Genomic DNA, 12,845 nt, shown 5'->3' on the forward strand with positions numbered 1-12,845 from the left:
GGACCAGGACCTGCAGGACGGCTTTCGCCTGACCGGGCTATTCCTGCTCCGCCACGTGCTGGAGCCGCGGGGGCAGGGCCATTCGGACGCCAGGGACGGCTTCATCAATGCGGTGACGAGGCACCGGGCGCGAATCAGTTCAGCGGTTTGAGCCCGCTCTCACCCGTCGTCCCTGCGGAAAGCAGGGACCCATACGCCGCGGCAGTCGTTTGGCACGGTGGCCCCAGCCATTTTTTGCCACAAACTCTTGTGGTTATGGGTTCCTGCGGTTCGCAGGGACGACGGTGGGTGCCATCGTCGCCCCATTCGGATCTTGCCCGATTCACCGCAAAAGTTTAACGCCTCCCCATGGGAAAACGACAGCTACCGCCGGAAGAACCGGCCGAAATCCACGAGGTGATGCTGCGCGATGCGCTGGAAGAGCGCTATCTCGCCTACGCGCTCTCGACCATCATGCACCGCGCTTTGCCGGACGCCCGCGACGGGCTGAAGCCGGTGCACCGGCGCATTCTCTACGGCATGCGCCTGCTCAGGCTCGATCCGGGCACGCCGTTCAAGAAATCGGCAAAAATCGTCGGCGACGTGATGGGCTCGTTCCATCCCCACGGCGACCAGGCGATTTACGACGCCATGGTGCGTCTGGCGCAGGATTTCGCCTCGCGCTACCCGCTGGTCGACGGCCAGGGCAATTTCGGCAATATCGACGGCGATAACCCGGCTGCCTACCGCTACACCGAAGCCCGCATGACCGAGGTCGCGCGGCTGCTGCTGGAAGGCATCGACGAGGACGGCGTCGAGTTCCGCCCGAACTACGACGGACAGAGCAAGGAGCCGGTGGTTCTGCCCGGCGGCTTCCCGAACCTGCTTGCCAATGGCGCGCAAGGCATCGCGGTCGGCATGGCCACCTCGATCCCGCCGCACAATGTTGCCGAGCTCTGCGACGCCGCGCTGCATTTGATCGACAAGCCCGAAGCCAAGTCGAAGTCGCTGTTGAAATGGGTCAAGGGCCCGGATTTCCCGACCGGCGGCATCATCGTCGATTCCAAGGAAAGCATCGCCGAAGCCTACATGACCGGGCGCGGCTCGTTCCGCACCCGCGCCAAGTGGGTTCAGGAAGAGGGCGCCCGCGGCACGTGGGTCGTCGTCATCACCGAGATTCCGTGGCTGGTGCAGAAGTCCCGGCTGGTCGAGAAGATCGCCGAGCTGCTCAACGAGAAGAAGCTGCCGCTGGTCGGCGACGTCAGGGACGAGTCGGCGGAAGACGTTCGTCTCGTGATCGAGCCGAAATCCCGCGCGGTCGATCCCGCGCTGATGATGGAATCGCTGTTCCGGCTCACCGAGCTCGAGAGCAAGATTTCGCTGAACCTCAACGTGCTGATCAAGGGCAAGATCCCCAAGGTGGTGGGGCTTGCGGAATGTTTGCGCGAATGGCTCGACCATTTGCGCGACGTGCTGGTGCGCCGCTCCAATTACCGCAAGACCCAGATCGAGAACCGGCTCGAAGTGCTCGGCGGTTACCTGATCGCCTATTTGAACATCGACAGGGTGATCAAGATCATCCGCACCGAGGACGAGCCGAAGCCGGCGCTGATCAAGGCGTTCAAGCTGACGGAGGTCCAGGCCGATGCCATCCTCAACATGCGCCTGCGCTCCTTGCGCAAGCTTGAGGAATTCGAAATCCGCACCGAGGACAAGAACCTTCGGGGCGAATTGAAGGGCATCAAGTCGCTGCTCGGCTCGGAAGCCGAGCAATGGTCCAAGGTCGGCGAGCAGGTCCGCAAGGTTCGCGACATTTTTGGGCCGAAGACGCCGCTCGGCAAGCGTCGCACGATGTTTGCCGACGCGCCCGAGCACGATCTCGCTGCGATCGAGGAAGCCTTTGTCGAGCGTGAGCCGTGCACGGTGGTGATCTCCGAGAAGGGTTGGGTGCGTACGCTGAAGGGCCATGTCGAGGATATCTCGGGGCTCGCCTTCAAGACCGACGACAAGCTCGACCACGCCTTCTTCGCCGAGACCACCTCAAAACTGCTGCTGTTCGCCACCAACGGAAAGTTCTACTCGCTCGACGTCGCAAAGCTGCCGGGCGGGCGCGGTCATGGCGAGCCGATCCGCATGTTCATCGACATGGAGCAGGACGCGGCGATCGTGTCGCTGTTCGTCAACAAGGGTGAGCGAAAGTTCCTGATCGCGAGCAGCGAAGGACAGGGCTTCGTGGTCAAGGAAGAGGATTGCGTCAGCAATACCCGCAAGGGCAAGCAGGTGCTCAACGTCACCATGCCGAACGAGGCCTGCGCAATCGCGACCGTACAAGGTGATACCGTTGCCGCGATCGGCACCAACCACAAGATGGTGCTGTTCCCACTCGACCAAGTGCCTGAGATGGCCCGTGGCCGCGGCGTGCGCTTGCAGAAATATTCCAGTGCCAAGCTATCTGACGTCTCCGTGTTCGAGTTCAAGGCGGGGCTGACCTGGAAGGATTCCGCCGGCCGCGAGCAAAGCATGAGCGCCAAGGAATTGTCCGACTGGCGCGGCAACCGCGCCGACGCCGGCCGCCTCGCGCACGGCCTGCCGAAGTCGAACAAGTTTTTGCGCGGGGTGGAGTAGGACGAGAATGTAGGGTGGGCAAAGGCGCCCATCGATTCTGCTAGACCTCATCCTGAGGAGCCGCGCAGCGGCGTCTCAAAGGATGAATGGCACCAGCGGGGCCTCGTGGTTCGAGACGGCGCGGAGCCTGTCATCGGGCCGCGCTGCGCGCGGACCCGTTGGCGCCTCCTCACCATGAGGGTTTAATAGTTGCTACGATTCCCGACTGTAATAGTATTCGAAATTTCCCGCGCTATATAAATCGCCGTCGAACCATCGAGACGACGGTTGCCAGGAATGGCGCACGATCACGCTCACCACGATCATTCCCACGCGCATGATCATTCCCATGGTCACGCCGGCCACAGCCACGCGCCCGATAATTTCGGCTGGGCGTTCGCCATAGGCGCGGCGCTCAACACGGCCTTCGTCATTGCCGAGTTGATCTTCGGCTACGCCGCCAATTCGCTCGCCCTGATTTCCGACGCTGTCCACAATCTCTCCGACGTGATCGCGCTGCTGTTGGCGTGGGGTGCGGCGTGGCTGGCGCAGAAGGGGCCGACGCAGCGGCATACTTACGGCTATCGCCGCGCCTCGATCCTAGCGGCGCTGTTCAATGCCGGCCTGCTGCTGGTGGCGGTCGGCGGCATTGTCGTCGAGGCGGTCGACCGCCTTTACAGCCCCGCGCCGGTTGCGGGCTGGACGGTCGTGATGGTTGCAGCGCTGGGCGTCGCCATCAACGGCTTCACCGCGCTGTTGTTCATGCGCGGCCGCCACGGCGACCTCAATATTCGCGGCGCCTATCTGCACATGGCGGCGGATGCAGGCGTTTCGCTCGGCGTGGTGGTTGCGGCGCTCATCATCATGCTGACGGGATGGCTGTGGCTCGATCCCGCGATCAGCCTCGTCATTGCGGCCGTGGTGTTCTGGAGCGGATGGGGGCTGGCGCGCGACAGTGTCAATCTCGCGCTCGACGGCGTGCCGCGCGGCATCGAGCTTGCGAAAGTGCGGGACTACCTTGCCGGGCTGGAAGGTGTCTCGGAGGTGCACGATTTGCACATCTGGGCCATGAGCACCAACGAGACCGCGCTGACCGCGCATCTGGTGCGGCCCGGCGGCACCGACGATGCCTTTCTGCACGGCGTCTGTGAGGAACTCTCGCGCCGTTTCAACATCCACCATTCCACGTTGCAGATTGAGGTCGATGCCGCCGTCTGCAAGCTTGCACCGGCCGAGCGGGTGTAGGGATGTAGGATGGGTATCGCTTCGCTCCACCCATCCTACAAGGACTCAAGCCCAACCCATAAACCGCAGCGCGACGCCCGCCGCGCACGATCCCGCCAGTACCCAGAGCATCCCGATGTTGAGGCGGAAGATCGCCGTTGCCGCGGCAGCCGCCAGCACGAATGCTGCGATATCGAGGCTTCCCCACACCGGCATGTCGAACGACAGCCCGAATGAGCGAACCGGAATGGTTTGCCGGAACAGCGTGTGCAATCCGAACCAGATCGAGAGGTTCAGGATCACGCCGACCACGGCTGCGGTGATCGCGGACAGCGCGCCAGCAAGCCCCTTGTTGCCGCGCAGCGTCTCGATGTAGGGCGCGCCGAGGAAGATCCAGAGGAAGCAGGGGATGAACGTGACCCAGGTCGCCAGCAATCCGCCAAGCGTCGCCGCGACCATTGGTGACAGCGCGCCGGGATCGCGATAGGCGGCCATGAAGCCGACGAACTGTAGCACCATGATCAGCGGGCCCGGCGTGGTCTCGGCCATGCCGAGGCCGTCGAGCATCTCGCGCGGCTCCAGCCAGTGATAATGCTCGACTGCCTGCTGCGCGACATAGGCCAGCACCGCATAGGCGCCGCCGAACGTCACCATCGCCATCTTGGAAAAGAACAGCGCGATCTGGCTGAACACATTGGCTTGCCCGAGCCCGATCAGGAGCGCCGCGACCGGCACCGCCCAGAGCAGCAACCACACCGAGCTGACGCGCAGTGCACGGCCAACGCTCGGGCGAACGTGATCGGGCAATTCCTCGCCTAGCTGGCTGTCGACGGCTGCCGTCTTCTTGCCGCCGCCGCCGTGCTCTACGGCGGCGAATTCCGGCCGTCCGCTGCGCGCACCGAAATAGCCGATCAGACCGGCCGCAATGATAATGATCGGGAAGGGGACGTTGAAAAAGAAGATGGCGACGAAGGCGATGGCGGCAAGCGCGATCATCACCCGGTTGCGCAGCGCGCGCTTGCCGACGCGGACCACGGCGTGGACCACGATCGCGAGCACCGCGGCCTTCAGCCCGAAGAACACCGCCTCGACGAAGCCGACATTGCCGTAGGCCGCGTAGATGTAGCTCAAGGCCATGATGGCGATGATGCCGGGCAGGATGAACAGGCCGCCCGCCATGATGCCGCCGGCGGTCCGGTGCAACAGCCACCCGATATAGGTCGCGAGCTGCTGCGCCTCCGGGCCCGGCAGCAGCATGCAATAGTTCAGCGCATGCAAAAACCGGCTTTCTGAGATCCAATTCTTTTCCTCGACCAGGATGCGGTGCATGACCGCGATCTGCCCGGCCGGGCCGCCGAAGCTGAGCACGGCGACCCGCAGCCAGACCCGGAAGGCTTCGCCGAAGCTGATGCCGTGACCGAGGTCACGGCTTGCGCCGGCCTCGGTCGTCTTGCCCATGGTGGCATCCATTACGGCTTCGCCTTGTTGGTGGGCCAATTATGCGTCTCGCCTGTTGCATCGCGACACCAGCGGTAGAACGCGTCGTACAGCGTCATGCCGGCCTCCAACTGCTCGAGATCATCGTCGAACATGCGCGACAGGCCGAGGGAAGCGGCGAGCAGTCCAGGCGCTTCCGGCGACAAATCAAGCCGTCCGGTGTCGGCGCCGCGCACCATCGCTGCCAGCCGCAGCAGGGCTGGCGTCGCCAGACCGAATTCCTCGATCATGACGTCGAAGGTGCAGAGTTCGCCGCGATGACTCCAGAACACGTTCTCGACATCGAAGGGCGCGGCGTTGAAGCGTTCGCCGACCGCGAGCACTTCCGCGGGCGTGACGAACAGGAACACCGCATTCGGATCGACAAAGCGGCGGATCAGCCAGGGGCAGGCGATGCGGTCGATCTTTGGCCGCGCCCGCGTCACCCACACCGTGCGGTCCTGCGCGTCGCGCGCCGGGACTTTCGACGCCGGCACTAGCGGCAGTTTTGCCGCCTTCCAGCCTTCAAAACCGCCCTCCAGCGCTTCGGCCGAGACGTGGAGATGCCGCAGCCAGGCGGCGGTGCCCTGTGCCAGTTTCTGGCCGCGCAGGCAGACGACGATGGCCGGGCGGCCGGAAAACTCGTCGCCCCAATCGGCGGCTTCCTCGTGGTTGCGCCTGATAGCACCGGGTATCAGCCGCGGGTCGGCGGCGAAATCCTCATCGGTGCGAACGTCAATCAGGGCAGGCGTATTCGCCGTGCCGATCAGTTTGGAAAGCTTGTCTGGAGATATCGTGGTGTAGGATGACATGGCGGCGCCCTCGTAAAAAACGGGACGCGATACTTGGGCATGTCGCCTCGTGGGGAGATCGCAAAATCCCCATGCGCCGAATTAACCGCGCCGCTGCCCGGCTGTCAATCGGTTCTCGGCGAGTCTGTAGGATGGGTGGAGCGAAGCGATACCCATCATTTCGTCCATAGGAACCCATCGATGGGTATCGCTGCGCTCCACCCATCCTACGCAAGAACGCTTGCGAAATAGCCAGTTCGGACCTAGCTTGTCCCCATCGGGGACGAAGCAGGCTCCCCGTCAGACGGTCCGCCGTCCAAGCTCTGCGCACCTCTCGACGTGTCGAGGATGGCGCATGGACGCTGGGATGACCGATATCGCGACAGAACCAAAACCCTCCACCGCAAACGCGCTGATCAGGTTGCTCTATGTCGCGCGGGGCCTGCGCGGCTTCGGCGACGGTTTTGCCGTCATCATCCTGCCGGCCTATATGACCGCGCTGGGTTACGACGCGGTCGCGGTCGGCATCGTCGCGACCGCGTCGCTGCTCGGCACGGCGCTGCTGACACTGATCACGGGCCGGATAGCGCCGCGCCATGACCTGCGCGCGCTGCTGATCGCAGGCGCAAGCCTGATGGCAGCCAGCGGCATCGCCTTTCCCGCCGTCGAGCATTTTGTGCTGATCGCGCTGGTCGCGTTCATCGGCACGATCAACGCTTCCGGCGGCGATCTCGGCGTGCTGGTGCCGCTCGAGCATACGGTGCTGGCGCACAGCGCTGCCGACGAGCGCCGCACGCAGGTGTTCGCGCGCTACAGCCTGATCGGCGCGCTCTGCACCGCGGCGGGTTCGCTCGCGGCCTCGCTGCCCGATCTCCTTGTTGCGGGCGGCAGCACGCAACTCGCGGCGTTCCGTCTGATGTTCTATGCCTATGCTGCGCTCGGCATCGCCTGTGCGGCGCTCTATCGCTATGTGCCGCACAGCCGCGGCGACGAGAAGGCGCCGCAGACGCCGCTCGGACCCTCGCGCGGCACCGTCTACAAGCTCGCCGCGCTGTTCAGCATCGATGCCTTCGCGGGCGGCTTCGTCGCGCAGTCCCTGCTGGTGCTCTGGCTGTTCGAACGCTTCGATCTCTCGCTGTCCGCAGCCGGGCTGTTTTTCTTCTGGTCGAACACGCTGAGCGCCTTCTCCTATCCGGTCGCAGCCTGGATCGCGAAGCGCATCGGCCTCGTGAACACCATGGTGTTCACGCATATTCCCTCCAGCATCTTTCTGATCCTGGCGGCGTTCTCGCCGAACCTGTATCTGGCGCTGGGGCTGTTGTTGCTGCGTTCGGCGCTGTCGCAGATGGACGTGCCGACCCGCACCTCCTACGTCATGGCGGTGGTGACGCCGGCCGAACGGCCCGCGGCCGCGAGCGTCACCGCCGTGCCGCGCAGTCTTGCATCCGCCATCAGCCCGGCGATCTCGGGCGCGCTATTGATGACATCGTTTACGGGGCTGCCGCTGGTGGTCTGCGGCACGCTCAAGATCGCCTACGACCTCGCGCTCTTGTTCTCATTCCGCCATATCAAGCCGCCGGAGGAGCAGGGGCGCTAGAGCGCTCTAAGCGAAGGGGAATAGGTTCGCGTTAACACCAAGGCGGCTCGCGCGGTTACCAAGGCGATCGCCGTCCGTCGGGGAGGGGGTCCATTACCCGTCGCTCATCGCGAACATGCGACCATTGCGCCAGCTTGATCTCCGGAGTGTCGGGCGCGCTGGACCCTTCCGAGTGAAAGGCGAGTTTCTGGTTTGCCTGCACCTGGTATTTGGCGGCCTGCGCCAGCCAGTACCATTTCTTGTCCGGTTCGCTCAGCGCGCGCTGACGGCACTCGGCTTCCAATTCACGTAAGCGGATCGCTTCATTCATAGCCAATTCCAGAGCCTTGAGGCTCCAACCTGCCGGAGCCTCGAAACCGCCGAAACCCGGGGTTCCCACTCCTCATGGCAAAAACTTCTTGACGGCACGCTATGCCGGTTCGAGGCAATTGATTGAAATTTAGGAATGGATTGTCGCGATAATTGGCTGATTTGGCCGGTACCGCGTCAATCCGTTGCGATATTGCGCACGAATGCCCGCGCCTAGACGACCAGCAGGGCGCCCGACACCAGAAGAAGCACCAGCACGATCTTCCGGAACGTTGCCTCGTCGAGCCGCCCGAACAGTTTCAGCCCAAGCCACGTGCCGGCGAACAAGGCCGGCAATCCGATCAGGAACAGTTTGATCACCTCCGGTGTGACCGCGCCCCGGACGCCGATCCATAAGGCGCTCATGGCGAAGATGGCAACCGCCACCGGCTGAAACACCGTGCGCTGCACGTCCTTGGGCCAGCCGCGCAAGCCGCACCATATCGTCACCAGAATTCCGGCAAGCCCGGTAATGCCGCCGAGCACGCCGTTGAGGAAGCCGATAGCGGCATCGGCCGCGGCGCCGCCCGCTTTCACCGCGGGGATGGCCGGTCGTAGCAGCGCGTAGAGGCTGTAGAGCACCAGGAAGGCGCCGACGCCCATGCGGACATGGGCAGGGTTTGCCCAGGTCAGGATGCCGACTCCGACGGGAACGCCGAGCGCGGCCCCGGCCACGAATGGCCAGAGCCCTCGCCAGTCCAGCGCGGCGCGCAGCTTCCAGACCGAATAGCCCTGCACGAACAGCCCGAATGCAATGATCAGCGTCGCCGTTTGCAGCGGAGTAAGGAGGTAAAGCCAGATCGCTGATACGACGAGGCCGAAGGCGAAGCCGGAGAGGCCGGCGACCAGCGCGCCGGCAAAGGTTGCGAGAAAAAACAGCGTCAGTTCGAGTGTCGTGCCATCCATGTGCTCGCTCCAATCCAAAGCGAGCAGCGCTTGAATGGGATCGCCATTTCACGGGGAGGCCGCGATTTCCCCGAAAGAAGGCTACGCCCGCGGTGCCCGCTGAGCAAGAAGCAACGCGACGCTTGTTCGCGATGATCATGCTGCTGACACTTGCCGCCATTGCGCAGAAAGATTCGGAGGAAGAACATTTTTGACTCGCGCGCGATCGGCCGCGCTCATATCTCCAACGCGCATTGCAATTGATGGCGGGAAGGGTGGGCGGCGTTGGGCGAATGGGTTGGGGTAGCGATCGCACTTGTCTCGAGCAGCCTCGGCGGCAGCGCGGCAGCGATTACGCGTTATCTCGCGGGCAATGCCGATCCGATCACGCTTGCCATCCTGCGATGGGGCATCGGCTTCTGTTGTGTGCTGCCGGCGGCGCTCTTGTTGAAGGCGCGATGGCCGCGCCGCAGCGATTGGCCCGCTGTCGCTGCCCTCGGCTTCTGTTTCTTCGGCGTGTTTTTCGTCCTCTACAATATCGCGATGACGTTCACGACCGCCGCGCGCGCCTCGCTCGCGCTGGCGACGCTGCCGCTGCACACCATGGTGGTCGGCGCAATACTCGGCATCGAGCCGCTGACGAAGCGGAAATCGATCGGCGTCTGTATTGCGGTGCTCGGCGTCATCGCTGCGCTCGCTACCGGATTGTCAGCCGCCCCGCCGGGCGCGTGGCGCGGCGAACTGATCATGACCGCCGCTGTGCTCTGCATGGCGTTCTACAACGTCTGGTCCCGCCCGTTTATCCAGCGCTCCAGCGCGCTCGGTTTCCTCACCGTCGGCATGGGGACGGGTGCCGCGGCGCTGATCCTGGTCGGATCGCTGACCGGCAGTGTCGCGGCCTTGAGCCAGTTGGGAACGCCGCAATGGATCGCGGGCGTTTATCTCGGCGTCGCCGGAGGTGCGCTCGCGTTCATCCTGTGGGTGCTGGCGCTCGAGCGGGCATCGCCGACGCGCGTCGCCAACACCATGACGGTCAATCCGGTTGCCGCGGGCCTGCTCGCCACGCAGCTCGTCGGCGAGCCGATCACGCCTAACCTGGTTATTGGGCTGGTCGCCGTATTTGCGGGCATCTGGATCGCAACGTCCGAGATCAAGAAGCCGTAGCTTCGCACGCCTCACGCCGCAGCAATCGCTTCGATCTCGATCAGGAAATCCGGACCGTACAGCTTCGATACCTCGACCAGCGTCACGGCGGGCGCCGCCGGCGGCGTCACCGAGGCGAAGAAGCGGTTTCGGGCTTCGCGGTAGGGTCCGAGATTATCCATGTCGGTGAGGAATACCGTGAGCTTGACGAGATTGGCCGGCGTGCACCGGCTGGCCTCCAGGGCAATCGTGAGGTTTCGAAACACCTGCTCCGCCTGGGCTGCAAAATCATTCCTGCCGATCACATTGCCATCGCGATCGAGCGCGGTCTGGCCGGCGATGAAAATGATGCGGCCCGCCTTCACCTCGACGATCTGCGAATAACCGGGCGGCGTTCCCAGGTCGGGCGGATTGATGCAGGTGATCATTTCAGACATCCTCCTCTTTCGTCACGCTTCGAGGTGGCGGTGCGCGTAGCAGCATCAGCGCCAGCAGCGCGGAGAGCGACAGCGCCGACGACACGATCAGGATTCGGCTGCCCATGATGTCGATCAAGAGGCTGAACGCCAGCGGCGCGCCGGCCTGCGCGATCCGCGCCGGGGCGCCGATGATCCCCAGGCGATAGGCATAGTTTTTCGGTCCGAAGATCGCGAGCGGCATCGTGCCGCGCGCAATCGTTAGGATACCGTTGCCGGTGCCGTGGAAGACGGCAAAGACGCTCGCCGCGCCGCCGCCCAATAATCCAATGATGGCCGCGCCGATCGGGTGGGTGAGGCAGGCGAGCCGCCCCGACACCAGCGGGTGATACCGCGACAGAAAGCTCGCCTCGAAGATACGTGCCGCCACCTGCGATGGGCCGATCAGCGCGCCGGCGGCGACCGCCTGCAGCGAGGTCGCGCCGGCGGATTCGAGAATGCGCGGCAGATGTGCGGCCATCGCGCCGGTGACGCTCCAGGCGGCGGCAAAGGCAAACGCCAGCAGGATCATGGTGCGGTCGAGCGGGATGTGCGGCTTGACCGCGGAAGCAATCGCAGCCTTTGCGCCCGCGACCTGTGGCAGCATCAGCCAGTTGATCGGCAGGCCGATCAGTATGTGTGCCGCCGCCCACGCAAAGCAGGTGTTGCGCCAGCCGATCGTCTCCAGCCCCCACGCGGTCAGCGGCCACCCCACGGTGGAGGCGAAGCCAGCGATCAGGGTGATGCCGGTGATCGAGCGCCGCGCCGCGTCGCCGTAGATGCGGCCGAGTGCGCCGAAGGCGGCGTCGTAGAGGCCCGCACCCATGCCGATGCCGAGCAGGAGCCAGGCTGTGAGCAGAACAGGTATCGAATAGGTGAAGCCGAGCAGCGCCAGTCCCGCGGCCAGCACCAGGTTGGAAAGCGACAGCACGGACCGGCCGCCGACCAGATCGATCTGCCGGCCGATGCGCGGCCCGAGCATGGCCGAGATGACAAGCGAGGCCGAGAAGGCGGCAAAGATCCAGTTCGGGGAAACGCCGAGATCGCGCGCGATCGGATCGGCGAGGATCGCGGGCAGGTAATAGCTCGAGGCCCAGGCCAGCGTCTGCGTCGTGCCGAGCGCGACAATGATGGAAAACTGGTTGCGGTTCACTGCGTCTCTCTTCTCGACCAATAGAGCGCCACCGGCCCAAGCAGGATGCCTGCCGCCAGTACCGAAAATGCCGCCATCCAGGCCGATGAGTTTTGCGGCCCACCCGCCGCGTCCAGCGCAACACCGACCGCCCAGGCGCCAAACGCGGAAAGGCTGAAGCCGACGGTGGAATGCATCGCCATGGTCGCGCCGCGATAGCTGGGATCGGCGGCCATCGACATGCCCGAGGTCAATGCGCCGGAATCGGCGGGCACCGTGATGGCGTAGACCAGAACAAGCGGCAGCAGCAGCCACGGCGATTTGTCGGCGAGCATGCCGATCAAAAGGGCCACCGTGGCGGAGGCGAGCATCACGGCTGATATGGCGCGGTGGCGACCGAACCTGAGCGCGAATTCATTGCCGAGGATGCTGGCGGGCATAGCGAGCACGGAGAATACCACGCTGACAACGATCGGCGTCAGGATTGAAGCGTCCGAGCTCCTTGCCGCCACGAACGTCCAGAATGCCACGATCCAGGTCCTGATCCCGTACAGTTCGAAGCAGTGCGCGCCGTAGCCGAGAACAAATCCCATGGCGTTGCGATTCTGGAGCACCGGCGCGAAATCCAGTAGACGGCCCGGCGCCGGCGCCGGCTTGACCGGCCGCAACAGCAAGCAGACGGCGAACATGATCAGCGGTCCGGCGGCGGTGACGAAAAATGCGCTGCGCCAGCCCCAGGCTTCCGCAACGAGTTGGGAAACCAGAAACGACAGGCCGACACCGAACGAGAAGCTCGACGTGTAGAGCGTGATCGCGCGCGATGAATCGCCCGGCGCGAGACGATCGGTCAGCGCCTTGAGGCCCGGCATATAAGCGCCGGCAAAGCCCATGCCGGCCATCGCGTTGAAGAGCGCACCCGACCACAGGCCGGTCGCAAACAGGCCGAACAGCAAGGTGCCGAGCGCGCTCAGCGCCGAGCCTGCGATCAGTATTCTGCGCGCGTCGATACGATCGGTCAGCGTTGCCAGTACCGGCACGGTCAGCATGTAGCCGGCGGCGCCCGAGCCCGCCAGCAGGCCCGCCTGCGCCCCGCTCAAATGCCATTCCGGAATCAGGAACGCCGCAAGAATGGAAGGCACGACGACGTGCGGAAGCAGGCTGCCAAGCTGCCCGACGCATATCGCGACGATGACGGAGCGTCCCTCCAGAAA

The 12,845-nt window shown here is 64.4% G+C and carries 11 protein-coding genes and 1 pseudogene; 5 read left to right on the forward strand and 7 right to left on the reverse strand.

Annotated features, from left to right (window positions below; genetic code table 11):
• The 3 genes and pseudogenes from CP49_RS46965 to CP49_RS05890 all read left to right on the forward strand — a co-directional run.
• Positions 1–151: pseudogene (locus CP49_RS46965) on the forward strand (DNA repair protein RecO); the annotation flags it as partial.
• A gap of 197 nt (positions 152–348) precedes the next feature.
• Positions 349–2,604 (forward strand): DNA topoisomerase IV subunit A, encoded by a 2,256-nt coding sequence (parC, locus tag CP49_RS05885; protein WP_057849362.1) that lies wholly within the window; start codon positions 349–351, stop codon positions 2,602–2,604.
• Positions 2,605–2,880: 276 nt separating this feature from the next.
• Positions 2,881–3,828, forward strand: coding sequence for a cation diffusion facilitator family transporter (locus CP49_RS05890; protein ID WP_057849363.1), 948 nt, complete (start codon positions 2,881–2,883; stop codon positions 3,826–3,828).
• Positions 3,829–3,873: 45 nt separating this feature from the next.
• On the opposite strand, the gene chrA is transcribed toward CP49_RS05890, so the two are convergent.
• Positions 3,874–5,265, reverse strand: a complete 1,392-nt coding sequence (gene chrA, locus CP49_RS05895) for a chromate efflux transporter (RefSeq protein WP_057849487.1) — start codon at positions 5,263–5,265, stop codon at positions 3,874–3,876.
• Between the two features lie 11 nt (positions 5,266–5,276).
• Positions 5,277–6,095 carry a chromate resistance protein ChrB domain-containing protein gene (locus tag CP49_RS05900; RefSeq protein WP_057849364.1) on the reverse strand — a complete coding sequence of 273 codons (819 nt, stop codon included), beginning with the start codon at positions 6,093–6,095 and terminating at the stop codon, positions 5,277–5,279.
• Between the two features lie 346 nt (positions 6,096–6,441).
• Between CP49_RS05900 and CP49_RS05905 the strand changes: the two genes are divergently transcribed.
• The gene (locus CP49_RS05905) at positions 6,442–7,671 is read left to right on the forward strand and encodes an MFS transporter (RefSeq protein ID WP_057849365.1); all 1,230 of its coding nucleotides are present in this window, start codon (positions 6,442–6,444) and stop codon (positions 7,669–7,671) included.
• Between the two features lie 55 nt (positions 7,672–7,726).
• Here the strand turns inward: CP49_RS05905 and CP49_RS05910 are convergent, their stop codons facing one another.
• Positions 7,727–7,981, reverse strand: a complete 255-nt coding sequence (locus CP49_RS05910; RefSeq protein WP_057849366.1) for a hypothetical protein — start codon at positions 7,979–7,981, stop codon at positions 7,727–7,729.
• Positions 7,982–8,193: 212 nt separating this feature from the next.
• Positions 8,194–8,925 carry a sulfite exporter TauE/SafE family protein gene (locus CP49_RS05915; RefSeq protein WP_057849367.1) on the reverse strand — a complete coding sequence of 244 codons (732 nt, stop codon included), beginning with the start codon at positions 8,923–8,925 and terminating at the stop codon, positions 8,194–8,196.
• A 264-nt stretch (positions 8,926–9,189) separates the two neighbouring features.
• Here CP49_RS05915 and CP49_RS05920 point away from each other — a divergent pair, with 264 nt between their 5' ends.
• Positions 9,190–10,068, forward strand: a complete 879-nt coding sequence (locus tag CP49_RS05920; protein ID WP_057849368.1) for a DMT family transporter — start codon at positions 9,190–9,192, stop codon at positions 10,066–10,068.
• An 11-nt stretch (positions 10,069–10,079) separates the two neighbouring features.
• Here the strand turns inward: CP49_RS05920 and CP49_RS05925 are convergent, their stop codons facing one another.
• From CP49_RS05925 to CP49_RS05935, 3 genes are read right to left on the reverse strand one after another with little or no spacing between them, the layout of a single operon-like run.
• On the reverse strand, positions 10,080–10,484 hold the full coding sequence (locus tag CP49_RS05925) for a RidA family protein (protein WP_057849369.1): 405 nt from the start codon (positions 10,482–10,484) through the stop codon (positions 10,080–10,082).
• Positions 10,477–11,655, reverse strand: coding sequence for an MFS transporter (locus CP49_RS05930; RefSeq protein ID WP_057849370.1), 1,179 nt, complete (start codon positions 11,653–11,655; stop codon positions 10,477–10,479). Before CP49_RS05930 ends, CP49_RS05925 begins: the two co-directional genes overlap by 8 nt.
• The gene (locus CP49_RS05935) at positions 11,652–12,815 is read right to left on the reverse strand and encodes an MFS transporter (protein WP_197423026.1); all 1,164 of its coding nucleotides are present in this window, start codon (positions 12,813–12,815) and stop codon (positions 11,652–11,654) included. Before CP49_RS05935 ends, CP49_RS05930 begins: the two co-directional genes overlap by 4 nt.
• Between the last annotated feature and the right edge of the window lie 30 nt (positions 12,816–12,845).

This window comes from Bradyrhizobium valentinum, from assembly GCF_001440405.1.
Lineage (GTDB): Bacteria > Pseudomonadota > Alphaproteobacteria > Rhizobiales > Xanthobacteraceae > Bradyrhizobium > Bradyrhizobium valentinum.